The organism is Kitasatospora sp. NPDC052868 (assembly GCF_044547105.1).
Lineage (GTDB): Bacteria > Actinomycetota > Actinomycetes > Streptomycetales > Streptomycetaceae > Kitasatospora.
This window is the reverse complement of sequence record NZ_JBITZW010000037.1, coordinates 36,667-60,396: the sequence shown is the minus strand read 5'-3', so window position 1 is coordinate 60,396 and position 23,730 is coordinate 36,667. Positions and strand designations below refer to the sequence as shown.

The following is a 23,730-nucleotide window of genomic DNA, read 5'->3' as shown; positions in this document are numbered from 1 at the left end:
GCCGATGGTACTGCAGGGGGGACCCTGTGGGAGAGTAGGACGCCGCCGAACAATCATTCCAGAGAAGCCCTGACCGGTCACCGGTCAGGGCTTCTTTGCATTTCCGGGAGTTGTCGGAGCGGGTCGGCTGGCGGGGTTTCTTCCGGTGGCTGAACATTCGTTGACCCTGCTCAGGGCCCGCTGCGACGCTGGGGTCGTGAGCCAATCCGAGCGCCTTGTGGGCCGCCTGTACGTCGATCTGCGACGTCACGCGAGCGCCCTCTGTGCTGCCTGCCGCTGACCGGCCTGCCGGGCCGGCGCAGTTCGCCGTGCTGACTCACCTGTCGGGCTGACCTTCTCGCCTGGCCCCTGCCGCCTTCGCCGCTTCGCCTTCCGGCGTTCGGACCTCCGGTGGCGCCGGTCCGTCACAGCGGGTTCCTCCGTCTGCCGCACCCCCTCTCCCCAGCTTCCGTACCCGTAAAGGACCAGCCATGTCCGCTGCCCTGCTGTCCCGTCGACACTTCCTCGCCCTGTCCGCCGTTGCGGCGGCGGCCGCCGCGTGCGGTCGGGCCACCGCGAGTAGCTCAGGAGGCGCGGAGACCAGGAAACTCAGATACCAGGGCGTCGTGGGGCAGGTGACGCTGCCCGAACTCGCAGAGGATCTCGGCTACTTGGGCGATGTGAAGCTGGAGTGGGTCGGCAACACCATCAGCGGGCCGCAGGACATCCAGTCGGCGGCGACCGGCCAGACCGACTTCGGTGGCGCGTTCAACGGAGCGGTGGTGAAGCTCATCGCGGCCGGCGCGCCGGTGAAGGCGGTGATCAGCTACTACGGCGTGGACGCCGGCCTGTTCAACGGCTACTACGTGCTGGAGGACAGCCCGATCCGGTCCGCGCGGGACCTGATCGGCAAGAAGGTCGCGATGAACACCCTGGGCGCGCACAGCGAGGCGGTGCTCGACACCTACCTCCAGCGGAACGGCTTCGCGCCAGGGGAGTTGGGCAAGGTCGAGCGGATCGTGCTTCCCCCGGTCAACACGGAGCAGGCGCTGCGGCAGAAGCAGGTCGAGGTCGCGGTACTCGGCGGCATCCTGCGGGACAAGGCCGTGGCGGCCGGCGGGATCCGGCCGCTGCTCAGCGACTTCGACCTGCTGGGCGCCTTCAGCGCCGGTACCTATGTGCTGACCAACAGGTTCATCAAGGCGAACCCCACCACCTCGAAGACCTTTGTCACCGGCGTCGCCAAGGCCGTGGAGTGGGCCAGGACGACGCCCCGCGAGGAGGTGATCGCCCGCAGTGTGGAGATCGTCAGGAAGCGCGGCCGCAACGAGGACACCTCGGCGCTGCAGTACTGGAAGTCGTTCGGGGTGGCCGAGCCGGGAGGTCGGCTCAGCGACCGGACCTTCCAGATCTGGATCGACTGGCTGACCACCCACGGCGACCTGAAGCAGGGCCAGGTGAAGGCCGCCGACCTGTACACCAACGAGTTCAACGGCTACGGGAGTTGAGCAGGGATGACCGCGCACATCAGCTTCCGCCAGGTGACCAAGACCTTTCCGGTCAGGGGCGGCTCCGGCCGCGGGCCGGCCGCGTTCACGGCCTTGGACTCCGTCGAACTGGACGTACCGGCCGGTGAGTTCATCGCGGTGGTGGGCCCCAGCGGGTGCGGCAAGTCGACGCTGCTCGACCTGCTCGGCGGGCTGACCGCACCGACCTCCGGCGAGATCCTGCTGGGCGGCCGGCCGGTGACCGGTCCGGGGCCGGACCGCAGCATCGTCTTCCAGCAGTACGCGCTGCTGCCGTGGCGGACCGCGCAGGGCAACGTCGAGTTCGGCCTGGAGGCGATCGGCGTACCGCGCCGGCAACGGGCCGCCAGGGCGCGGGAGTACCTGGACCTGGTCGGTCTGACGGGCTTCGAGGACCGGCACCCGCACGAGCTGTCGGGCGGGATGAAGCAGCGGGTGGCGATCGCCCGGAGCCTGGCGTACGACCCGGAGGTGCTGTTGATGGACGAGCCGTTCGCGGCGCTCGACGCGCAGACCAGGGAGTCCCTGCAGGACGAGCTGCTGCGGATCTGGCGCAGCACCGGCAAGACGGTGGTGTTCATCACCCACGGCATCGAGGAGGCCGTCTATCTGGGTGGCCGGGTGGCGGTGCTGACCTCGCGGCCAGGGAGGGTGAAGGAGATCGTGGCGATCGATCTGGGGGAGCGGTCGGAGGGCCAGGACCTGCGGTCCAGCCCGGAGTTCGCGCGGTACCGGCATGAGATCTGGAGCCTGCTGCACGACGAGGTCAGCCGTGCGCAGCTGTTGGAGCGGGAGGTCAGCCAGGTATGAGCACCGATCTGAAGACGGCGGCGGTCGCCGGGCCGGGGCCGCAGGACGTCGGGCGGGCCCCGGCCCCGGCCGCGGCGGTGGTGCGGTCGGACCGGACAGCACCGCCGGAGGGGACAGCGCCGCCGGAGGGGACAGCGCGGCCTGAGCGGGGCCGGGCGGTGGCGGCGCTGCGGCGGTTGCCGAGGCTGCTGCTCGCCGGGCTCGGCAAGTCGGTGGCGGTGGCCGCGCTGCTGCTGCTCTGGGAGCTGGCGCCGCGCTTCGACCTGGTGGACCGGACCTTCCTGCCGCCGTTCTCCGAAGTGCTCGACGCCTGGGTCGGGTTGTTGGAGAGCGGCCAGCTGGCCGACAACACCTGGGCCAGTCTGACCCGTTCGCTGAGCGGGTTCGGGCTGGCGGTGGTGATCGGGGTGCCGCTGGGGCTGCTGATCGGCTGGTACCGGCCGGTGGCGAGTCTGCTGAGCCCGCTGCTGGAGCTGTTCCGGAACACGGCCGCGCTCGCGCTGCTGCCGGTCTTCGTGCTGATCCTGGGGATCGGGGAGACGTCCAAGATCTCCATCGTGCTGTACGCCTGCCTCTGGCCGATCCTGTTGAACACCATCAGTGCGGTGCGCAGTGTGGATCCGACGCTGATCCGGCTGGCGCGTTCGCTCGACCTGTCGGCGCCCCGGCTGTTCCAGAAGGTGATCCTGCCGGCGTCGGTGCCGATCGTCTTCACCGGCATCCGGCTGGCCGGGGCGGTCTCGATCCTGGTGCTGGTCGCCGCCGAGATGGTCGGGGCGAAGGCCGGGCTCGGCTATCTGATCAACGCCTCGCAGTACAACTTCGCGATTCCGCAGATGTACGCGGGGATCGTGACCATCTCGCTGATCGGGGTGGTCTTCAACCAGCTGCTGGTCGCCCTGGAACGCCGGTTCACCGCCTGGCGTGCGCCGCTGGGTGGTTGAGAGCGCGGCGGCAGAGCGACGCGGTACGAGGTGAGCCCCGGGGCCGGGAGGGCCTCGGGGCTCACGTCGTCCGGCCGTAGCTGGCCTCTCTAGGCGGCGGCGTAGCGGCCGGCCGGGCGGGGCAGGCCGTAGTGCTCGCGCAGGGTGCGGCCGGTGTAGCCGTCGCGGAAGAGGCCGCGGTGGCGCAGGATCGGCAGCACCTGCTCGGTGAAGTCGGTGAGCCCGCCGGGCAGGACGGGCGGCATGATGTTGAAGCCGTCGGCCGCGCCCTGGCCGAACCAGCGCTCGATGTGGTCGGCGATCTGCTCGGGGGTGCCGGTGACGACCTGGTGGCCGCGGCCGCCGCCGAGCCGGCCGACGAGCTGACGCAGGGTCAGCCGGTCGCGTTCGGCCAGGTCGCGGATCAGCTCGAAGCGGCTCTTGGCGCCGTTGATCTCGGTGACCGGGGGCAGCGGGGGCAGCGGTTCGTCCAGCGGGTGGTCGGTGAGGTCGACGCCGAGGACGGTGGAGAGCACGCCGACCGCGCGGTCCGGGTTGATCAGCTCGTCCAGCTCCTGGTCCAGCCGCCGGGCCTCGGCCTCGGTGGAGCCGATGACGGGCACGATGCCGGGCAGGATCTTGACGTGCCCGGGGTCGCGGCCCGCGGCGGCGGCCTGCCGCTTGAGGTCGGCGTAGAAGGCCTGGCCCTCCTCCAGGGTCTGCTGGGCGGTGAAGACCGCCTCGGCCCAGCGGGCGGCGAAGGCCTTGCCGCTGGCCGAGGAGCCGGCCTGGACGAGCAGCGGGTGGCCCTGCGGGCTGCGCGGGATGTTGAGCGGGCCGCGGACCTGGAAGTGCTTGCCGACGTGGTCGATGTCGTGGACCCGGGCGGCGTCGGCGAACCGGCCGCCGGCGCGGTCGAGGACCAGTGCGCCGTCCTCCCAGCTGTCCCAGAGCGCGGTGACCACGTCCAGGAACTCGGCGGCCCGCTCGTAGCGGACGGCGTGCTCCTGGTTGGCGGTGCGGCTGAAGTTCTGGGCGGAGCGCTCGCCGGCCGAGGTGACGATGTTCCAACCGGCCCGGCCGTGGCTGATGTGGTCGAGCGAGGCGAACTGCCGGGCCAGGTTGTAGGGCTCGGAGAAGCCGGTGGAGACCGTCCCGATCAGGCCGATCCGCTCGGTCACCACGGCGAGCGCGGTGAGCAGGGTGAACGGTTCGAAGTGGCTGATCAGCCCCCACCCGCCGTCGGAGCGGGCCTCGACTCCGTCGGCGAGGAACACCGAGTCGAAGGACGCGGCCTCGGCCTGCTGTGCCAGTCGCTGGAAATGCGCGATGGAACCGGCTTCGGCCGGATCGGTGCGCGGATGGCGCCAGGCGGCCTCGTGGTGGCCGACGCCCATCAGGAACAGGTTGAAATGCAGCTGGCGGTTTTCGGGCACGGCGGAATCACTCCGGGAGGGGGGAGGGAAAAGGGATACCCGAAATCCTTCCGGCCGGGTCCGGGGGCGACAACCATTCGCCAGGCCGTGGAATTAATCCGGCGTTGACGGGCGGTCATACACGTCGGGTACGTGTGGCGGTCGGTCACCGGACGGCGCGCGCGGTGCGCAGCTCCATCGGCCGCTGGTAGACGCTGTCCAGCACCGGGGCGCAGGCCGCGACCGCGAGCACCTCGCCGCCGAAGCCGGTCGCGGTGACCAGCTGCTCGGGCCCGGCGTGCGAGTGGCGGCGGATCTGCTCGTACAGGTAGGGGCGCAGCGAGGGCGCGACCGTCAGGCCGGCCTCGGTGACCACCAGCACCTCGGGGTTGAGCACGTCGAGCAGCAGTGCGGCCGTGGGGGCGGCCAGTCGCAGCCGCTCCTCGAAGAGGCGCAGTGCGGCGTGCTCCCCGGCGCCGGCCAGGGCGAGCAGCCGGTCGAAGTCCGGTGTGGGGATGAGGCCCTGGGCGTGGGCACGGCGGGCCAGGGTGTGTTCGGAGACGGCGGCCTGGAGGCAGCCGGTGCGGCCGCAGAGGCAGGGTTCGGTGGAGCCGGGTACGGGGAGGTGGCCGATGTCCCCGGCGCGGGAGCGGCGGCCGAGCAGCACGGTGCCGCCGGTGGCGATGGCGGCGTCGACGACGTTGCCGATGAACAGCTGGACGAGTTCGGTGGCGCCGCGGCCGGCTCCGAAGAGCAGTTCGGCCCGGGCGAGGGCGCGGGCGTGGCCGTCGACGTGGACCGGCAGCCGGGTGGCGCCGACCAGGACCTCGCGGACGGGGACGTCGCGCCAGCCGAGCGGGCCGTGCTCGACGACGCTGCCGCGTTCGGAGTCGACCCAGCCGCCGGTGACCACGCCGAGGCCGAGCAGTGAGTGGCCGGCGGCGCGGCGGGCCAGGAAGCCGGGGAGGTGGGTGCGGATCGCGGTGAGGACGGCGTTGGCGTCGCCGCGCCGGGGCAGGCGTTCGCGGGCGACGACCCGGCCGCGCAGGTCCAGCAGGGCGAAGGTGATCCAGGGCACGCCGATGTGGACGCCGCAGGCCAGGTGGTGGCGGGTGTCGATGTCCAGCGGCAGCCGGGGGCGGCCGGCCCGGGGCGGGCCGTCGGCGGGCGGGAGTTCGCGCAGCAGTCCGAGGCCGGTGAGGTCCGCGGTGTGCCGGGAGACGGCGGCCGGGCTGAGCGCGGTGGCCCGGCCGAGCGCGGTCCGGGTGAGCGGGCCGCCGGCCAGGACGGCGCGCAGGACGGATCCGGTCCCGCCGCCCTCCGCGGGCGGTCGGGCCCTGTCGAGGGAGGGCGGTGCGACCAGGGAGAGCATGCGGTTGATGCTTCCAGCGGCGTGTTGCGCAGGCGTGGCGGCGGCATGAAGGGCCGGACTGCGCACCCCATAGGCCTTAACGGCTGTCAATATGCCGCTAAAACTGCCTGATCAGTGCCCCGATCGCTGGAGAATCGCCCGCCACGCCGTAGTCTCCAAGGTGAGGGGAACAGATGTCCGGGGTGGTTCCGCGGGCAGGCCGGATCAAGAATGGTGCACATGGGACGCGGCAGGCTGCGGATCTTCCTCGGGGCGGCGCCCGGGGTCGGCAAGACGTACGCCATGCTGGCCGAGGCGCACCGCCGGCTGGAGCGCGGTACGGACGTCGTCGTCGGGTTCGTCGAGGACCACGGGCGGCGGAACACCGCCGAGCTGGTCCGCGGCCTGGCGGTCGTCCCGCGCCGGGAGATGACCCACCGGGACGCCGTGTTCACCGAGATGGACCTGGACGCCGTGCTGGCCCGCCGCCCGCAGACGGTGCTGGTGGACGAGCTCGCGCACACCAACGTCCCCGGCAGCCGCAACGCCAAGCGGTGGCAGGACGTCGAGGAGCTGCTGGCGGCCGGCGTCGACGTGGTCTCGACCGTCAACATCCAGCACCTGGAGTCGCTGGGCGACGTGGTCGAGGGCATCACCGGGGTGCGGCAGCGCGAGACCGTCCCGGACGAGGTGGTCCGGCGGGCCGACCAGATCGAGCTGGTCGACATGGACCCGCAGGCCCTGCGGCGCCGGCTGGCGCACGGCAACGTGTACGCGCCGGAGAAGATCGACGCCGCCCTCGCCCACTACTTCCGCCCGGGCAACCTCACCGCGCTGCGCGAACTTGCGCTGCTCTGGACGGCCGACCGGGTCGACGAGTACCTGCAGCGCTACCGCGCCGAGCAGGGCATCCAGGGCACCTGGCAGGCCCGCGAGCGGATCGTGGTCGGCCTGACCGGCGGGCCGGAGGGTGCGACGCTGATCCGCCGGGCGGCCCGGATCGCCGCCCGCGGCTCCGGCGGCGAACTGCTGGCCGTCCACATCTCCCGCTCCGACGGCCTGGCCGGCTCCGGCTCGGGCTCCTCCCAGGCGCTGATCGAGCAGCGGGCGCTGGTGGAGGGCCTCGGCGGCAGCTACCACGCCGTGCTCGGCGACGACCCCGCCGCCGGGCTGCTGGACTTCGCGCGCGGCGTCAACGCCACCCAGATCGTGCTGGGCACCAGCCGCCGGCCGGCCTGGCAGTACCTCTACGGCCCGGGCGTGGGCACCACGGTGACCCGGGCGTCCGGCGACATCGACGTGCACATCGTCACCCACGAGCACGCCGCCAAGGGCCTCGGCCGGATCCCGATCCGCAAGGTCACCGACCTCGGCCGGACCAGGGCCGTCGCGGGCTGGCTGATCGGCCTCGGCGGGCCGCCGCTGCTGGCGCTGCTGCTGACCCACGTCGAGGGCCTCGGGCTCTCCACCGACATGCTGCTGTTCCTGTCGCTGACGGTGTGCGCGGCGCTGGTCGGCGGCCTGTTCCCGGCGATCGCCTCGGCACTGGTCGGCTCCTCGGCGCTGAACTACTACTTCGCACCGCCGATCCACACCTTCACCATCGACGAGCCGCAGAACATCATGGCGGTGGCGATCTTCACCGCCGTCGGCATCGCGGTCGCCTCCGTGGTGGACCTCGCCGCCCGGCGCACCCACCAGGCGGCCCGCAGCCAGACCGAGGCGCAGACGCTCAGCGCGCTGGCCGGCACCGTCCTGCGCAGGGCGCCGAGCGGGGAGGGCGTGCTGACCGCGCTGCTGGAGCAGGTCCGGGAGACCTTCCAGCAGGAGTCCGCCGCGCTGCTGGAACGGCCCGACCCGCTCATGCCCTGGCAGGAGGTGGCGGCGGCCGGACCGCACCCGCCGCAGCGCCCCGAGGCCGCCGACGTGGACGTCCCGGTCGGCGACACCCTGGCACTGGTGCTGCGCGGGCGGGTGCTGCCCGCCGAGGACCGCCGGCTGCTCGGCGCGTTCGCCGCGCAGGCCGCGGTGCTGCTGGAGCGCCGCCGACTGGCCGGGGAGGCCGCCGCCGCCCGCCGGGAGGCCGAGGGCAACCGGATCCGCACCGCCCTGCTGGCCGCCGTCTCGCACGACCTGCGCACCCCGCTGGCCGGCATCAAGGCCTCGGTGACCTCGCTGCGCTCCGCCGACGTCGAGTGGGACGAGGCGGACGAGGCCGAGCTGCTGGCCGGCATCGAGGCCGGCGCGGACCGGCTCGACCACCTGATCAACAACCTGCTCGACATGAGCCGGCTGCAGACCGGGACGGTCACACCGCTGATCCAGGAGACCGACCTGGACGAGGTGGTGCCGTTCGCCCTCGGCGGGGTGCCGCCGGAGTCCGTGCGCCTCGACGTCCCGGAGACGCTGCCGATGATCCGGGCCGACGGCGGGCTGCTGGAGCGCTCGCTCGCCAACCTGGTCGAGAACGCCGTCAAGTACAGCCCGGCAGGCGTCAAGGTGCTGGTCAAGGCCGACGCCCTGCACCCGGCGGGCGGCCGCGGCCGGGTGGAGCTGCGGATCGTCGACCGCGGGCCCGGCGTACCCGAGGACGCCAAGGAGCGGATCTTCGCGCCGTTCCAGCGCTACGGGGACGCCCCGCGCGGCGCCGGCGTCGGACTCGGGCTCGCGGTGGCGCGCGGCTTCGTCGAGGCGATGGACGGCACCGTCACCGCCGAGGACACCCCCGGCGGCGGACTCACCATGGTCGTCAGCCTGCCCGCCGTCGACCGCCCGCCGGAGCCCGCCGAGGCGCCGCCGGCCGCGGACGGCCCGGCCCCCGCGGGACCGCGCAACACCCACCCCTACCGACAGCTGTGAAAGGCGGAGCCCGTATGACCCGGGTCCTCGTCGTGGACGACGAACCGCAGATCGTCCGCGCGCTGGTGATCAACCTCAAGGCCCGCAAGTACGAGGTCGACGCGGCCCATGACGGCGCCGCCGCCCTGGAGCTGGCCGCCGCCCGCCACCCCGACGTGGTGGTCCTCGACCTGGGCCTGCCCGACATGGACGGCGTCGAGGTGATCAGGGGCCTGCGCGGCTGGACCAGGGTGCCGATCATCGTGCTCTCCGCCCGGCACGCCTCCGACGAGAAGGTCGAGGCCCTGGACGCGGGCGCGGACGACTACGTCACCAAGCCGTTCGGCATGGACGAGCTGCTCGCCCGGATGCGCGCCGCCCTGCGCCGGGCCGAACCGGTGGCCGGCGAGGACGACTCGCTGGTGGTCACCGACACCTTCACCGTCGACCTGGCGGCGAAGAAGGTCAACCGGGACGGCACCGACGTCCGCCTCACCCCGACCGAGTGGCACCTGCTGGAGGTCCTGGTCCGCAACGCCGGACGGCTGGTCAGCCAGACCCAGCTGCTCCAGGAGGTCTGGGGCCCGGCCTACCGCACCGAGACCAACTACCTGCGGGTCTACCTCGCCCAGCTGCGCCGCAAGCTGGAGCGCGACCCCTCGCACCCGCGCCACTTCATCACCGAGCCGGGCATGGGCTACCGCTTCGAGGGGTGAGCCGGCGGGGGCCGGCCGGACGGGCCGGGTACCGGACCCCCGGTGACTTCGCGGCCTGCCCCCGGGGGCCCGGAAACCGGTACCCTTCGGGCATGAGTGGTGACATCAGCAGCGACCAGCCGCAGGGCCGCTTCCGCCGCATGCTCAGCCGGCTGACCTCCTCCGCGGAGGAGCTGCAGGCCGAGGAACTGCGCCAGGAGAGCGCGGCGGAGTCGGGCTGCACTCCGATCGCCAGCTGCGGGGACCGTGCACTGGTCACCGTCGCCGGCACCCTGCGAACCGTGACCCTCCGGCCCCGGGCCGGGGTGCCCGCGCTGGAGGCGGAGCTCTTCGACGGCACCGAGGCGCTGGACGTGGTCTGGCTCGGCCGCCGGTCCATCGCGGGCATAGAGCCCGGCCGCCGCCTGGTGGCCAGCGGCCGGATCAGCCACGCACGCGGGCGCCGCGTGCTGTTCAACCCCCGCTACGAGCTGCGTCCGGTCGGACACGGGAGCGAATGAGCGTGAGCAACCACCCCGGCGGCGAGACCGCCGCCCAGCTCGACGCGGTCGAGGCCGCCTCCGGTGAGGCCGCGGCCCGTGAGGCGGCGGCCCGCGAGGCCGCCTCCCGGGAGGCCGCCGACACCGTGATGAAGGCGTTCGGCGGTGTCCGGGGCATGGTCGACATGACGCTGCCCGGCCTGGTCTTCATCATCACGTACAACATCACCCACCAGGTGCCCGCGGCCGCGTGGGCCGCGCTCGGCCTCAGCGCCCTGTTCGTGGTGGCCCGGCTGGCCCGGCGGGAGACCGTCCAGCACGCCTTCAGCGGAGTGTTCGGCGTCGCCATCGGTGCCTGGATCTCGATGAAGACCGGCAAGGCGGAGAACTTCTACCTGCCCGGCCTGCTCTGGAACGTCGGCTACGCCGTCGGCCTGGCCGTGTCGGCCCTGGTCCGCTGGCCGATGATCGGTCTGATGCTCGGCCCGATCACCGGTGAGATGTTCACCTGGCGCAAGCAGAACCCGGGCCGCCTGGCGGCCTACACCAAGGCCACCTGGGCCTGGGTGGTGATCATGGGCATCAAGCCGCTGATCCTCTTCCCGCTGTACTTCACCCACAACGTCAACCTGCTCGGCTGGCTGAAGGTGGCCCTCGGCATCCCGCCGATGCTGCTGGCGATGTACGTGACCTGGCAGATCCTGCTGAAGGCGCCGCCGCCGATCAAGGCGCAGGTGGACGACGAGGAGCCGGACGGCGCCCTCCGGAAGTGACCCGCGGCCGGACGCGACCCGCAACCGCCACGCGAGAGGGCCCGCACTCACCTAGTGCGGGCCCTCTCGCCGGTTTTCCCGGGCCTACTGGGCGCCGGAGGACGCCGAGAGCAGGTCCTCCAGCTCCTCCTCGCGCTCCTGCGCGGCCACGAAGAGCAGCTCGTCGCCGCCCTCCAGGGTGTCGTCCTTGCCCGGTGTGAGCACCCGGCCCTCGCGGATGATGGTCACCAGCGCGGTGTCCGGCGGCCACGGCACGTCGCCCACCCGCGTCCCGACCAGCTCGGTGTCGGCGGCCAGGGTCAGCTCGACCAGGTTGGCGTTGCCCTGGCTGAAGCGCATCAGCCGGACCAGGTCGCCGACGCTGACCGCCTCCTCGACCAGGGCGGACATCAGGCGCGGGGTGGAGACGGCCACGTCCACGCCCCAGGACTCGTTGAAGAGCCACTCGTTCTTGGGGTTGTTCACCCGGGCGACCACCCGCGGCACCCCGTACTCGGTCTTCGCGAGCAGCGAGACGACCAGGTTGACCTTGTCGTCGCCGGTCGCGGCGATCACCACGTGGCAGCGCTGCAGTGCGGCCTCGTCCAGCGAGGTGATCTCACAGGCGTCGGCCAGCAGCCACTCCGCCATGGGGACCCGCTCCACCGAGATGGAGTTCGGGTTCTTGTCGATCAGCAGGACCTCGTGGCCGTTCTCCAACAGCTCGCCCGCGATCGAGCGGCCGACGGCACCGGCTCCGGCAATGGCGACCCGCATCAGTGACCCTCCTCTTCCGGTCCCTGCGCGAACGCGGCCTCGACCGCCGTCAGGTCGGCCCGGCGCAGCATCACGTGCACCAGGTCACCCTCCTGCACCACCATCTGGGACGAGGGGAGCACGCCCTCCCCGAGCCGGGTGACGAACGACACGCGGGCGCCGGAGGCCTCCTCCAGCGCGCTGATCCGGTGACCGACCCAGCGCGGGTCGTACGCGACCTCGGCGAGCTGGACGGTCCCGCTCGGGTCCTGCCAGAGCGGCTCGGCGCCGCTGGGCAGCAGCCGGCGCAGCATCTGGTCGGCCGTCCAGCGGACGGTGGCCACGGTCGGGATGCCCAGGCGCTGGTAGACCTCGGCGCGACGGGGGTCGTAGATCCGGGCGGCGACGTTCTCCACACCGAAGTTCTCCCGGGCGACCCGGGCGGCGATGATGTTGGAGTTGTCGCCGCTGGAGACGGCCGCGAAGGCGCCGGCCTCCTCGATGCCCGCCTCCCGCAGGGTGTCCTGGTCGAAACCGACACCCGTCACCCGGCGCCCGTTGAACCCGGCACCGAGGCGGCGGAACGCCGTCGGGTCCTGATCGACGACGGCGACCGAGTGGCCCTGTTTCTCCAGCGCTCTGGCGAGGGCGGAGCCCACGCGGCCGCAGCCCATGATGACGATGTGCACCGGCGCTACCTCACCCGTCCCGTTGGGGTCTTGACCTGCGCAAACACCGTTCATCATCCTTCCCCGCCCCACCGTGCGGGGCGAGCGTTCTCGTGTGGCCTGACGCGACAACTTGAGTGTTGCCCGCCTGCTCGTATCCGACACGCTAGCCGGTCCACCGAACACAGTCGCGACGAAGGGGGGGCCGTAAGTCGGACCGCACGCCGAACAGCCCCTACGATTCCTTAACGTGCCTATGCCGACTGACCTTCCGAAACGCATCCTGATCGGGCGTGCGTTGCGCAGCGACAAACTCGGGGAGACGCTGCTCCCCAAGCGCATTGCGCTGCCCGTGTTCGCCTCGGACGCGCTCTCCTCGGTCGCGTACGCGCCCGAGGAGATCCTGCTGACGCTCTCCCTGGCGGGTGCCTCGGCCATCCACTTCTCCTGGCAGATCGGCGTCGTCGTCGCGATCGTCATGCTCGCGGTGGTGGCCTCGTACCGGCAGAACGTGCACGCGTACCCCAGCGGTGGCGGCGACTACGAGGTCGCCACCGTGAACCACGGGCCCAACTCGGGCCTGGTGGTCGCCAGCGCGCTGATGGTCGACTACATCCTCACCGTGGCGGTCTCCACCACCTCCGGTGTCGCGAACGTCGTCTCCGCGGTGCCCGCGCTGCGCGGCCACGAGCTGACCCTGTCCGTGGTCGTGGTCATCGTGCTGATGGGCATGAACCTGCGCGGGGTCCGCGAGTCCGGCTCCGCCTTCGCCGTCCCGACCTACGCCTTCATGGTCGGCGTGCTCGGCATGGTGGTCTACGGAGTGGTCCGGCACTTCGGCCTCGGGCAGGACATGCCCGCCGAGAGCGCCGGGTTCCACCTGCAGCCGACCGCGGGCAACGAGTCGCTGGCCGGCTTCGCCATGGTGTTCCTGCTGCTCAAGGCGTTCTCCTCGGGCTGCGCCGCGCTGACCGGCGTGGAGGCCATCTCCAACGGCGTGCCGGCCTTCCGCAAGCCGAAGAGCAAGAACGCGGCGACCACCCTGCTGATGATGGCGTCCATCGCCGTCGTGATGTTCATGGGCATCATCTGGCTGGCCCGCCTCACCGGCGTCCAGATGGCCGAGGAGCCCGCCGTGCAGCTGGGCGGCGCCCCCGGGGACTACCACCAGAAGACCGCGCTCGCCCAGATCAGCGAGGCCGTCTTCTCCAACTTCACGCCCGGCTTCTACTTCGTCGCGGCCGTCACCGGCCTGATCCTGGTGCTCGCCGCCAACACCGCGTTCAACGGGTTCCCGGTGCTCGGCTCGATCCTCGCCCAGGACCGCTACCTGCCGCGCCAGCTGCACACCCGCGGCGACCGGCTGGCCTTCTCCAACGGCATCATCCTGCTGGCGCTGGCCGCGATCCTGTTCATCATCGCCTTCGACGCCGACCCGACCCGGCTGATCCAGCTCTACATCGTCGGCGTCTTCGTCTCCTTCAACATGAGCCAGTCCGGCATGATCCGGCACTGGACCAGGCTGCTGCGCACCGAGACCGACCCGGCCAAGCGCCGCCACATGCAGCGCAGCCGGGCGATCAACAGCTTCGGCCTGGTGATGACCATGGCCGTCCTGATCGTCGTGCTCGCCACCAAGATCAGCCACGCCTGGATCGCGATCGCCGCGATGGTCGTGCTGTTCGTGATGATGAAGGCCATCCGCAAGCACTACGACCGGGTCTCCCACGAGCTGGTCGCCGCCGAGGAGCCGGACGACGTGGTGCTGCCCACCCGGGTGCACGCCATCGTGCTGGTCTCCAAGCTGCACAAGCCGGCCCTGCGGGCGCTGGCCTACGCCCGGCTGGCGCGCGCCCACACGCTGGAGGCCGTCACCGTCAACGTGGACCCGGCGGACACCGCGGCGCTGCGCAAGGAGTGGGACGAGCGCGGCATCGAGGTGCCGCTCAAGGTGCTGGACTCGCCGTTCCGCGAGATCACCGGCCCGGTCCTGGACTACGTGAAGAACCTGCGCCGCAGCAGCCCGCGCGACGTGGTGTCGGTCTACATCCCCGAGTACGTGGTCGGCCACTGGTACGAGCACCTGCTGCACAACCAGAGCGCGCTGCGGCTCAAGGGGCGCCTGCTGTTCAAGCCCGGAGTGATGGTGACCTCCGTACCCTGGCAGTTGGAGTCCTCCGAGCGGCGCAAGCCGCAGAAGGCCTGGTCGGCCCCCGGCTCCGTCCGGCGTGGCGAGCCCCGGGCGCCGAAGGCCGTAAAGTCGAAGGTCTCCGCTCCGCCCGAAGGCACCGCTGACAGCAGCAAGGACTCCTCCCAGTGACCCGCAACACCCCGCCCCGCTCCAACGGCTCCTCGGGCAAGGGCGCCCGCAAGGGCGCCGCCAAGCCAGGCCAGGTCGCCCGGCCGCGCTGGGGCAAGCCCGTGCGCCCGGCCGCCACCGACCGCGACGGCTTCACCGCGCAGACCGCGCCGCTCGCGCCGGGTGAGAGCGCCCCCGAGCGCCCGGCGCCCGCCGAGCAGCGCAAGGAGAAGCCCAAGCAGGCCGCCAAGCAGGGCCCCAAGCAGGGCGCCAAGGAGCAGCCCAAGGGCGGGGAGCGGCCGCGCAAGCAGGCCGTCCGCCCGCCCAAGGCGCTGCGCGCCGTTCGCGCGCCGCGCGCCGAGGCGGCCCCCCGGGGCCCCGGCGGCGATCCGCTGGTCGGCGAGCGCTACGAGGTCGAGGTCGGCCCGGTCGCGCACGGCGGCGGGCACTGCGTGGCCCGGCACGAGGGCCGGGTGCTCTTCGTCCGGCACGCCCTGCCCGGCGAGACGGTGATCGCACAGGTCACCGAGGGGACCACGAAGTCCCGCTTCCTGCGCGCCGACGCGGTGGAGGTCCTCACCCCCGCGAAGGACCGGATCGCGCCGCCGTGCCAGTTCTCCGGGCCCGGCAAGTGCGGCGGCTGCGACTGGCAGCACGTCACGCCCGGCGGGCAGCGCAAGCTCAAGGTGCAGGTGCTCACCGAGCAGCTGGCCAAGCTGGCCGGCCTCACCCCGGCCGAGGCCGGCTGGGACGGCAGCGTCGAGCCGGTCGGCGACAAGCTGCCGGCCGGGCAGGTGCCGGCCTGGCGCAGCCGGGTGCAGTACACGGTCGACCAGTCGACCGGCAAGGTAGGCCTGCGCAAGCACCGCTCGCACGACATCCAGCCGATCGACCGCTGCCTGATCGCCTCCGAGGGCGTCACCGAGCTGGGCATCGAGGCGCGCGACTGGCCGGGCGTCGCCTCGGTCGAGGTGATCGCGGCCTCCGGCTCCTCGGACCGCCAGGTGGTGCTGACCCCGGCGCCGGGCGCGCAGCTGCCGCTGGTGGAGCTGGACAAGCCGGTGTCGATCGCCCGGATCGACGACCACGACAACATCCACAAGGTGCACGGCCGCTCCTTCGTGCGCGAGCGCGCGGCCGGTCGGACCTGGCGGGTCAGCAACGGCGGCTTCTGGCAGATCCACCCCGAGGCCCCGGACACCCTGGTCGACGCGGTCCTGGACGGGCTGGACCCGCAGTGGGGCGAGAACGCGCTCGACCTGTACTGCGGTGTCGGCCTGTTCGCGGGCGCGCTGGCCGACCGGGTCGGCGAGGAGGGCGCGGTGCTCGCCATCGAGTCGTCCAAGCAGGCCGTCGTCGACGCCCGGCACAACCTGGCCGTGCTGGACAACGTCCGGATCGAGTGCGACCGGGTCGAGACGCTGCTGCCGCGCACCGGCATCACCGCCACCGACCTGATCGTCCTCGACCCGCCGCGGGCCGGTGCCGGGCGCGAGACCGTCGCGCACCTGGTCGGGCTGGGCGCCCGCCGGATCGCGTACGTCGCGTGCGACCCGGCCGCGCTCTCCCGTGACCTGGCGTTCTTCCGCGAGGGCGGCTACCGGCCGGTCTCGCTGCGCGCCTTCGACCTGTTCCCGATGACCCACCACTTCGAGTGCGTGGCGATCCTGGAGCCGGTCGGCGAGTAGCCGTGACGTGACGGAGGCGGCACCCGGGGGTCCGGGTGCCGCCTCCGTGCGTTGTGCGGGGTGTCCGTCGCGCGGCTGTGCGGTCATGCCGTCGTGCGGTCGGGGGGTGGTAGGGGCGGTCGGGTGCGCGGGCCGTCAGCTCTCGCCGAGCGCCTCGTCGGCGGTGTGCGGCAGGGTGATGCCGTGTTGGGCGGCGAGTCGGAGCAGTCCGGCGATCCGGCCCTCGTAGGCCTGGACGCCGTCGGCGTCCCCGTCGGCCCGGGCGGCCGCGAGTTCCTTGCGGGCCTGTGCGAGCTGCTCGCGCAGCTCCTGGTCGAAGATGGCTGTCATGTGCCGGCCTCCACACCGGTCGGTGCCGCTCCAGGGAATGCTCAGGGGGGTTCAGACTCTACGAATGTGAAGAACTCTTCAAGTCTCGCTCCCTGCGGCGGCGCGGAGGGGTTTGGGCAGGCCGGTCGGACGGGTGGTCCTGTACGGCCCGGGGGTCTGCGGGTGGCTGCGCGGGCCGTGCCCCGGCGCCGTCCTGCTGCTGCCCTGGGATGGTCGACCCGGTCGACCCGGTCGACCCGCCGACCCGGCTGGCTCGCGGGGGTTCGCGCCCCCGGCGCCGGGGCATGGCCGGGGGTAGTGGAACCGTCGGGGTGGTGGGAGCGGGGGCGCGCAGGGGCGTGGATGCGCCCTTGTTGTGCTAGCACTTCAGCGCTAGCTTGAGGTTCATGGGTAAGAAGCAGCTGAACGTCCGGGTGGACGCCACCACCGCGGAGATGGCCCGGGAGCGGGCGGAGCAGCAGGGGATCAGCATGAACCAGTACATCGAGCGCCTGGTCCAGCAGGACATGGGCGAGGCCGGGCGGGCGTTCGTCGACGCCGCCGCCCAGTTCATGAAGGAGTACGAGACGGCCTTCCTGGCCGAGTTCGGCGGCGGGGCCGACCTCCAGGACGTGCGCCGTTGAACCTGGAGGTCGACCTCTCGTGGCTGCTCATGACGGCCGAGCAGTACACCCCCGGTGACCCGCAGGTCACCGACTACGGATCGCTGCTCGCCGCGGTCTCCCGCCATCAGGCCGAGATCTTCGACATCGCCGTCTACCCCGAACCGCAGGACCGTGCCGCCGCCCTGATGCACCAACTGATCCGGGTGCCGGCCCTGGAGAAGACCAACGAACTGTTCGCCACCGCCGTCGCCTACGCCTATCTGGTGGCCAGCGGCTGCACGGTGGCGACCACCGCCCGCGAGGTGCGCAGCCTCGCCCGGGCCATCCGCGAGGGCCGGCTCGGGGTGGCCGGGGTCGCCGAACGGCTGTCCGCCTGGGTCGTGGACGAGGCGGAGGGCGAGGGCGTCAGCGGCGAGGAGGACGAGGACACGGACTGACCCGTTCGCCCGACCGGCGGGTCAGGTCAGGTCGGTGGGTCGGGGCGGTTCGGATCGCGGCCCGAGGCCGGGGCCGGTCAGGCTCCGGCGGGTTCGGCGATCAGGGCCGTCGCGAACGGCCGGAAGCCCACCCGGCGGTAGATCCGGGCGACGTCCTCGTCGGCGGCGGACAGGAACACCGTCCGCACGCCGTTCGCCCGCGCGTGCGCGACGAGTGCCGCCGTCACCGCGAGGCCGAGGCCGCGGCGACGGGCCGACGGCAGGGTGCCGACCCCGGCCACCTCGGTGACCGCGCCGACCGGGTTGTGCTGGCCCGCGCACAGCGCCGCGCCGTCCTGGAGGGCCGCGGCGAGCACGGTGGACCCGGCGGTGATCCGTCCGGCGATCCGGGCGACCGTGCCGTCCGCCACCGACTTCTCGGCGGCCACGGCCAGTTCCCCGGTGCCGGCGGCGCCCAGGCCGGTGCCCCGCTCGGCGAACGCCAGGTGCGGGACGGTCACGGCGCTCGCCAGGTCCGGGTCGTCGGCGGCCAGGACCCGCACCGAAACGCCCTCGGGCACGGCCGGCGCAGGGGTGTCCGGAGCGTCGTCCGGGCCGAGCACCAGCAGCGGGTGCTCGTGCACCACCAGTCCGGCCTCCTCCACCGCCGCGCGCAGCAGCGGATCGTGCTCGGCCACCCACTCGAAGGCCTCCGGCGCCCCCAGCTCGCGCTGACGGGCCAGCACCCGGCGGACGTCCTCGGCGGTGGCGGCCGGGCCGTCGTGGCCGAGGGCGGGCCGGGCGTAGTACGGCCAGCCCTCGCCGTCCCGGACGAACAGGCTGAGCGGACCGAAGTCCTCGACGCGGGCCGCGGAGCGCGGCACGGCGTCGTAGTAGCGCTCGATCTCGTCGAGCAGCGGGCGGAGGGCGGGATCAAGATCGACAGAAGTCACGCGGTGCATCCAAGCAGGGCGGGCGCGGTCCTGCCACCGGTTTGTGCGCGGGCCGGTGGCGGGCAGGCGGGCGGGCGTTGGGCGGACCGGTCCGCGGAGTTCGCGGGCCCGGGGCCCGGGCATTTCGGACCGATTGTTGCCGAATGCTTACAGGCCGGGCGATCTTGCGCGCAGGCCGCGTGGCATCCTGGGGCCTTTACAGCTCTGCCGGACGGGAACGGCGGACGTCCGCGCTGGGCGAGGCGAGGGGGATGACAGGCTCATGAGGCTCTGCTTTCTGGTCGAGGAGCACTACCGGCACGACGGCATGCCGCTCGACGTCGTACGCCAGCTCACCGCGTGGGGGCACCGGGTGGACGTACTGCGCCCCGGCAACTCGCTGATGGCGATCTCCGAGGCGGTCCGGGCGGGCAGCCACGACGCCTGGGTGCTCAAGACCGTATCCGGCGGACCGGGCCTGACCCTGCTGGAGGCCGCCGCCGCCGTCGGCCTCACCACCGTCAACGACGTCCGCTCGATCCGCGGCGTCCGGGACAAGGCGCTCGCCTCGGTCATCGCCCGCACCCGCGGCCTGCCCGTCCCGGTGACCTACGCGGCCGCCCGCTGGGAGCGGCTGGCGGAGATCCCCCAGTCCGAGTACCCGCTGGTGGTCAAGCCCGCCGACGGCAGCTCCGGCCGGGCGGTACGGCTGGTGCCGACCCCCGAGCACCTCGTCGAACTCGGTCCCGAACTGGCCGGCGAGGGCCTGCTCATCGCCCAGCCGTACGTGCCCAACTCCGGTACCGACCTCAAGGTGTACTGCGTCGACGGCGAGCTGTACGCGACCGAGCGCTGCTCGCCGCTGCACCCCGGCCAGGGAGTGCGCGAGCGGCAGGTCCCGCTGCCCGCCGAGGTGGCGCGGATCGCCGGCCAGGTGGGGGAGGTGTTCGGCCTCGACCTGTACGGCGTGGACGTACTGCTCGGCCCGGACGGGCCGGTGGTGGTCGACATCAACGACTTCCCGAGCTTCCGGAAGGTGCCGGACGCGGTGGCCAGGGTCTCCCGGGCGGTGCTGCGGCTGGCCCGGACCGGGACGGCGGTCTCGGCGCCGGCGTCCGTGCCGGCCTCCGCCGCGGAGGCCGTCCGGCTGCCGGCCCAGGGGTCGGTCGTCGGACTGGCCGCCCCGCTGGGCGCTCCGTTGGGCGCTCCCGGGTACGGCGATGCGGCCGGGGTCGGCGGCCCGGCGTACGGCGGTCTGGGCGTCGGCGGCATGGGCGTCGGCGGCCCGATATGAGGATCTGCCTCCTCACCCCCGACCCCGGGCATCCGCTGCTGGCCGCCACCGCCGAACTGCTGGCGCCGGGCCACCGGGTGGAGAGCCTCGACCCCACGGCCGGCCACACCCCGCCCGCCGAACTGCTCGGCCCCGGCCCGCTCGCCGACGTCTACCTCCTCAAGGCCCGCACCCCGCGCGCCCTGGCGCTCGCCCGCCACCTGGAGGAGCGCGGCGCACCCGTGATCAACTCCGCCGCCGCGACCGGGTTCTGCCAGGACCGCACCGGGATGGCCGACCTGGCCCGGGCCGCCGGACTGCCGTTCGCCGACACGCGCACCGCGCCCACCCTCGCCCAACTGCCCGACCCGGACTTCCCGTTGGTCGTCAAGAGTCGCTACAGCCGGCGCCACGACCTGGTCGCCCGGGTCGACGACGCCGCGCAGCTGCACGCCCTCGCCGAACAGTGGCCGGACGAGCCGGTGATCGCACAGCCCTACCTCGCCAACACCGGCTGGGACCAGAAGCTGTGGGTGATCGCCGGGCAGGTGTTCTGCGCCCGCCGCCGCTCCGAACTCGCCGAGGCCGTCGGCGCCTCCACCCCGGGCTCCGGCACGTTCGGCCCCCGGGAGCTGCCCGCCGAGCGGGCCGACCTGGCCCGGCGGGTGGGCGAGGTGTTCGGCCTCGACGTGTACGGCGTCGACCTGCTGGACGGGCCCGCCGACCCGGTGATCGTCGACGTCAACGCCTTCCCCGGGGTCCGCGGACAGGCGGGAGCGCCCGAGGCGCTGGCCGCGCTCGCCCTGCACGCGGCCGACCACGGGCCCACTCCCCGGGTGCCCGGCGTCCCCCAGGTGCCCGGCGCTCCCCGGGTGCCAGGTCAGCGCGGCGCCGGTCGTTAGGCTTGCCCTTCCGGCCGCCGCCTCCCGGCCGGGATCGCGAGAGGGACGGACCGTGCTGCAGGACATCGAGCCCTACCTGGCGTGCCCGCACTGCGCGCAGGCCCTCACCCCCGACGGACGCACCCTGCGCTGCCCGTCCGGCCACAGCTTCGACATCGCCAAACAGGGCTACGTCAGCCTGCTCGCCGGTGACGCGCACACCGGCACCGGCGACACCGCCGAGATGGTGGCCGCCCGCGGCGACTTCCTCGCCGCCGGGCACTACCGTCCGATCGCCGAGGCCCTCGCCGAAGCCGCCGCGGCCGCCGACCCCGAAGGCCTGGTCGCCGACCTCGGCGCCGGCACCGGCCACTACCTGGCGCACGTCCTCGAGGCCCTGCCCGGCCGGCCCGGCGCCGCCCTGGACATCTCAAAGTTCGCGCTGCGCCGCGCCGCCCGGGCGCACCCCCGGATCGGCGCCGTGGTCTGCGACGCCTGGCGCCCGCTGCCGCTGCGGGACGCCTCCGCCGGGCTGATGCTCAACGTCTTCGCACCGCGCAACGGCCCGGAGATCCGCCGGGTGCTGCGCCCCGGCGGGACCTTGCTGCTGGTCTCGCCGACCCCCCGCCACCTGCGGGAACTGGTCGACGCCCTGGGCCTGCTCTCGGTCGACGAGGACAAACAGCGGCGGATCGACGAGAAGCTCGGCCCGTACCTGACGCCGGTCGGGCGGCGGGAGGTCGAGTTCCCGCTGCGGCTGTCGGCGGCCGACGTCCGGACCGTGGTGGGGATGGGGCCGAGCGCCTGGCACACCGACCCGGACCGGCTGGAGGAACGGCTCGGCGCGCTGCCCGACCCGGTGGGGGTGACTGCCTCGGTGACGGTCGCCGAGTACCGCCGCTGAGGGTGGCGAGGCAGGTGTGACGGGTGGGGTTCGAGTGACTGTGACGGGTGGTCCGGACCGCGGACCCCGTTGGGATGAATCTGCCGAGCAGGCACGTTTCTGCCTCCTGAGCTGCGGCTAACGTCCGACGGGTGAACCGAGAAGCCGCCCGGCCCACCCTCCCGGCCCAGCCCGATCCGCGTCCTCCGGGGCGGGGCGAGCAGCCCGAACGGAGGCCGGGTGAGCAGCCGGTGCGGGGGGCTCCGGAGCAGCCGGTGCCGGGGCCTGGGGGGCGGCCGGTGCCGGGTGGCGGGCCCGGGCAGCGCGGGGAGGCCGTGAAGCGCGGGGAGGCCGTGAAGCGCCCCACCGTCGAGGAGATCCGGCTCACCTCGTTCAAGTCCTACCGGCGCGCGGTCCTGCCGCTCGCGCCCCTCACCGTGCTGCACGGCCCCGCCGGGGTCGGCAAGTCCAACGCCCTCGACGCGCTGGCCGTCCTCTCCCGCCTCGCCCTCGGCGAGGAGATCACCGACTCCCTCGACGGAGGGCCCGCCCTGACCGGCCCACTGGCCACCCCCGTCCGCGGCGGCCTGGCCGGCTGCGTCCCGCACGGCCGCAACGCGATCATCCTCGGCTGCACCGTCCGCTCGGGCGAGGGCCCGATCCGGCTGGAACTGGTGATCCGCACGGACGGCCCGGTCCGGATCGCCCGCGAGTGGCTCACCCTCGACGGCCGGACCCTGGTCGAGACCGGCGAACAGGACGTCCGGCACCGCCGGATCAACGTCACCTGGCACAACGACACCCGCCAGGGCGACATCCGGGCCCCATTCCCCAGCGGCGGCCTCGTCACCGCGCAGATCCCGCTGCGGGTGGCCGGATCCTCGACCGGCGAACGCAAGGTGCTTGCCGCCGCCGAACAGCTGCTCACCGCCCTGCGCGAGGTCTTCCCCGTCCACCCCGTGCCCGCCCTGATGCGGGACTGGGCCCGGCCCGACCCGCAGGCCAGACTGGTCAGCAGCGCCGCCAACATCTCCGCCGTGATCGCCCGGCTCGCCGGCGAATGCGCCCGCCGCTACGGCCAACTCCTGCGGGTCGTCCAGTCGGCCGCGCCGCACCCGCTGCTCGGGCTCGACCTCGCCCGCCGCGGCGAGGGCGACCGGGAGCGGGTGCTGGCCGTGTTCGACGAGGGCGTCCTCGGCCGCACCGGCGCCGACCAGGCCTCCGACGGCATGCTGCGCCACCTCGCGTTCGCCGCGGTGCTGCTCACCGGCGCCGGGGTGCTCGACGTGGACGCGGCGGCCGAGGTGCCCTGGGCGCACCGGCAGCTCACCGTGCTCGCCGAGGACCTCGGCGCCGGGCTCGGTACCGAGCAGGCCGCCTCGCTGTTGCGGCTGGCCCGCGAGATGTCCGGGCGCAACCAGCTGCGGGTGCTGGCGGCGCTCCAGGAACCGGCCGCGGCTCGGGAGGCGCTCGGCGGGCCGGGGGAGCTGCCGCCGGGGGTGGCGCTGGTCGAGTGCCGACGCGATCCCGGGTCCGGGCATACCGTGCTGCGGACGGAGACGGCGCGCGTGCCCGTGCAGGCGGTGCGCGGGGCGGGCGGCGCGGGGGAGGGTGGCGCGGGGGAGGGCGAGGGCGCGGGCCCGGGTGCGGATGGGGTAGACCTGGACGGATGAGCGAACGAGTGACGGAGCCGTCGGCCGCGGGGGCGCGGTCAGGGCCGGAGTCGGGGTCGGGGGACCCTGCGGTGTCGGAGTCGGGGGCGGCGGGACCGACGTTGGAGAGCCTGCGGGAGCGGTTGGCGCAGTTCGCCGCGGCCCGCGACTGGGGGCCCTTCCACACGTCGAAGAACCTGGCCGCGGCGCTGAGCGTGGAGGCCGGGGAGCTGCTGGAGATCTTCCAGTGGCTCACGCCCGAGCAGGCCGCCTCGGTGATGTCCGATCCGGACAGCGCGCACCGGGTGCGCGACGAGGTGGCCGACGTGCTCGCGTACCTGCTGCAGTTCTGCACGGCGGTGGGAGTGGATCCGCTGACGGCGCTGGCGGCCAAGATCGAGCGGAACGAACTGCGCTTCCCGGTGCCCGAAGCCGCGCGCGATGTCAACCCTGACGTGGGCGACCAACCCGTGTGAGGGACGGAAGTTATCCACATCCCGGGGGTTGTCCACAGCTTCTGATGAGGTCGCTGCGCCGATCCTCCGCTCCGTGCACGCT

The 23,730-nt window shown here is 73.2% G+C and carries 22 protein-coding genes; 16 read left to right on the top strand and 6 right to left on the bottom strand.

Features of this window, described 5'->3' with window-relative positions:
* Window positions 1-470: 470 nt before the first annotated feature.
* The 3 genes from ACIGZJ_RS35100 to ACIGZJ_RS35090 are packed head-to-tail and all read left to right on the top strand — an operon-like array spanning window position 471 to window position 3,259.
* Window positions 471-1,487 carry an ABC transporter substrate-binding protein gene (locus ACIGZJ_RS35100; RefSeq protein ID WP_396461080.1) on the top strand — a complete coding sequence of 339 codons (1,017 nt, stop codon included), beginning with the start codon at window positions 471-473 and terminating at the stop codon, window positions 1,485-1,487.
* A 6-nt stretch (window positions 1,488-1,493) separates the two neighbouring features.
* Window positions 1,494-2,315 carry an ABC transporter ATP-binding protein gene (locus ACIGZJ_RS35095; RefSeq protein ID WP_392926924.1) on the top strand — a complete coding sequence of 274 codons (822 nt, stop codon included), beginning with the start codon at window positions 1,494-1,496 and terminating at the stop codon, window positions 2,313-2,315.
* Window positions 2,312-3,259 (top strand): ABC transporter permease, encoded by a 948-nt coding sequence (locus tag ACIGZJ_RS35090; RefSeq protein WP_396461079.1) that lies wholly within the window; start codon window positions 2,312-2,314, stop codon window positions 3,257-3,259. Before ACIGZJ_RS35095 ends, ACIGZJ_RS35090 begins: the two co-directional genes overlap by 4 nt.
* Before the next feature lie 89 nt (window positions 3,260-3,348).
* Here ACIGZJ_RS35090 and ACIGZJ_RS35085 read toward each other — a convergent pair whose 3' ends face one another.
* Together ACIGZJ_RS35085 and ACIGZJ_RS35080 are read right to left on the bottom strand one after the other, a co-directional pair.
* Entirely contained in the window at window positions 3,349-4,674 is a 1,326-nt protein-coding gene (locus ACIGZJ_RS35085) for an LLM class flavin-dependent oxidoreductase (protein WP_396461078.1), read from the bottom strand.
* Between the two features lie 145 nt (window positions 4,675-4,819).
* The gene (locus ACIGZJ_RS35080; protein WP_396461077.1) at window positions 4,820-6,025 is read right to left on the bottom strand and encodes an ROK family transcriptional regulator; all 1,206 of its coding nucleotides are present in this window, start codon (window positions 6,023-6,025) and stop codon (window positions 4,820-4,822) included.
* Between the two features lie 219 nt (window positions 6,026-6,244).
* Between ACIGZJ_RS35080 and ACIGZJ_RS35075 the strand changes: the two genes are divergently transcribed.
* The 4 genes from ACIGZJ_RS35075 to ACIGZJ_RS35060 all read left to right on the top strand — a co-directional run bounded on the left by ACIGZJ_RS35075 (window position 6,245) and on the right by ACIGZJ_RS35060 (window position 10,810).
* Window positions 6,245-8,863, top strand: coding sequence for an ATP-binding protein (locus ACIGZJ_RS35075; protein ID WP_396461076.1), 2,619 nt, complete (start codon window positions 6,245-6,247; stop codon window positions 8,861-8,863).
* Between the two features lie 14 nt (window positions 8,864-8,877).
* Window positions 8,878-9,558 (top strand): response regulator, encoded by a 681-nt coding sequence (locus tag ACIGZJ_RS35070; RefSeq protein WP_387939608.1) that lies wholly within the window; start codon window positions 8,878-8,880, stop codon window positions 9,556-9,558.
* Window positions 9,559-9,650: 92 nt separating this feature from the next.
* Window positions 9,651-10,058, top strand: a complete 408-nt coding sequence (locus ACIGZJ_RS35065; RefSeq protein WP_387939610.1) for an OB-fold nucleic acid binding domain-containing protein — start codon at window positions 9,651-9,653, stop codon at window positions 10,056-10,058.
* A gap of 2 nt (window positions 10,059-10,060) precedes the next feature.
* Window positions 10,061-10,810 (top strand): DUF3159 domain-containing protein, encoded by a 750-nt coding sequence (locus ACIGZJ_RS35060; protein ID WP_392926930.1) that lies wholly within the window; start codon window positions 10,061-10,063, stop codon window positions 10,808-10,810.
* 84 nt (window positions 10,811-10,894) lie between these two features.
* Here the strand turns inward: ACIGZJ_RS35060 and ACIGZJ_RS35055 are convergent, their stop codons facing one another.
* Both ACIGZJ_RS35055 and ACIGZJ_RS35050 read right to left on the bottom strand, forming a co-directional pair.
* Window positions 10,895-11,566: a potassium channel family protein gene (locus tag ACIGZJ_RS35055; protein ID WP_387939614.1), complete on the bottom strand. Its 672-nt coding sequence runs from the start codon at window positions 11,564-11,566 to the stop codon at window positions 10,895-10,897.
* Window positions 11,566-12,234: a potassium channel family protein gene (locus tag ACIGZJ_RS35050; protein ID WP_392926931.1), complete on the bottom strand. Its 669-nt coding sequence runs from the start codon at window positions 12,232-12,234 to the stop codon at window positions 11,566-11,568. Before ACIGZJ_RS35050 ends, ACIGZJ_RS35055 begins: the two co-directional genes overlap by 1 nt.
* A gap of 229 nt (window positions 12,235-12,463) precedes the next feature.
* Between ACIGZJ_RS35050 and ACIGZJ_RS35045 the strand changes: the two genes are divergently transcribed.
* Both ACIGZJ_RS35045 and ACIGZJ_RS35040 read left to right on the top strand, forming a co-directional pair.
* Complete coding sequence (locus ACIGZJ_RS35045; protein ID WP_396461075.1) at window positions 12,464-14,533, top strand: APC family permease; 2,070 nt, start codon at window positions 12,464-12,466, stop codon at window positions 14,531-14,533.
* Between the two features lie 311 nt (window positions 14,534-14,844).
* Entirely contained in the window at window positions 14,845-16,200 is a 1,356-nt protein-coding gene (locus ACIGZJ_RS35040) for a class I SAM-dependent RNA methyltransferase (protein WP_396461081.1), read from the top strand.
* Window positions 16,201-16,335: 135 nt separating this feature from the next.
* Here the strand turns inward: ACIGZJ_RS35040 and ACIGZJ_RS35035 are convergent, their stop codons facing one another.
* Window positions 16,336-16,530: a hypothetical protein gene (locus ACIGZJ_RS35035; protein ID WP_396461074.1), complete on the bottom strand. Its 195-nt coding sequence runs from the start codon at window positions 16,528-16,530 to the stop codon at window positions 16,336-16,338.
* A gap of 386 nt (window positions 16,531-16,916) precedes the next feature.
* Between ACIGZJ_RS35035 and ACIGZJ_RS35030 the strand changes: the two genes are divergently transcribed.
* Both ACIGZJ_RS35030 and ACIGZJ_RS35025 read left to right on the top strand, forming a co-directional pair.
* Window positions 16,917-17,153 carry a toxin-antitoxin system HicB family antitoxin gene (locus tag ACIGZJ_RS35030; RefSeq protein ID WP_387939622.1) on the top strand — a complete coding sequence of 79 codons (237 nt, stop codon included), beginning with the start codon at window positions 16,917-16,919 and terminating at the stop codon, window positions 17,151-17,153.
* Complete coding sequence (locus tag ACIGZJ_RS35025) at window positions 17,150-17,572, top strand: fic family toxin-antitoxin system, toxin component (RefSeq protein WP_392926934.1); 423 nt, start codon at window positions 17,150-17,152, stop codon at window positions 17,570-17,572. The genes ACIGZJ_RS35030 and ACIGZJ_RS35025 overlap by 4 nt, the downstream gene beginning before the upstream one ends.
* Before the next feature lie 77 nt (window positions 17,573-17,649).
* Here ACIGZJ_RS35025 and ACIGZJ_RS35020 read toward each other — a convergent pair whose 3' ends face one another.
* Window positions 17,650-18,504, bottom strand: a complete 855-nt coding sequence (locus tag ACIGZJ_RS35020; protein WP_396461073.1) for a GNAT family N-acetyltransferase — start codon at window positions 18,502-18,504, stop codon at window positions 17,650-17,652.
* Window positions 18,505-18,766: 262 nt separating this feature from the next.
* Between ACIGZJ_RS35020 and ACIGZJ_RS35015 the strand changes: the two genes are divergently transcribed.
* The 5 genes from ACIGZJ_RS35015 (at window position 18,767) to ACIGZJ_RS34995 (ending at window position 23,648) form a co-directional block, all read left to right on the top strand.
* Window positions 18,767-19,777, top strand: coding sequence for a RimK family alpha-L-glutamate ligase (locus tag ACIGZJ_RS35015; protein WP_396461072.1), 1,011 nt, complete (start codon window positions 18,767-18,769; stop codon window positions 19,775-19,777).
* Entirely contained in the window at window positions 19,774-20,658 is an 885-nt protein-coding gene (locus ACIGZJ_RS35010; protein ID WP_396461071.1) for a RimK family alpha-L-glutamate ligase, read from the top strand. Before ACIGZJ_RS35015 ends, ACIGZJ_RS35010 begins: the two co-directional genes overlap by 4 nt.
* Window positions 20,659-20,710: 52 nt before the next feature.
* Entirely contained in the window at window positions 20,711-21,541 is an 831-nt protein-coding gene (locus ACIGZJ_RS35005) for a putative RNA methyltransferase (RefSeq protein ID WP_396461070.1), read from the top strand.
* A gap of 332 nt (window positions 21,542-21,873) precedes the next feature.
* The gene (locus ACIGZJ_RS35000; RefSeq protein WP_396461069.1) at window positions 21,874-23,193 is read left to right on the top strand and encodes an AAA family ATPase; all 1,320 of its coding nucleotides are present in this window, start codon (window positions 21,874-21,876) and stop codon (window positions 23,191-23,193) included.
* Window positions 23,190-23,648: a nucleotide pyrophosphohydrolase gene (locus ACIGZJ_RS34995; protein WP_396461068.1), complete on the top strand. Its 459-nt coding sequence runs from the start codon at window positions 23,190-23,192 to the stop codon at window positions 23,646-23,648. The genes ACIGZJ_RS35000 and ACIGZJ_RS34995 overlap by 4 nt, the downstream gene beginning before the upstream one ends.
* Window positions 23,649-23,730 lie beyond the last annotated feature (82 nt).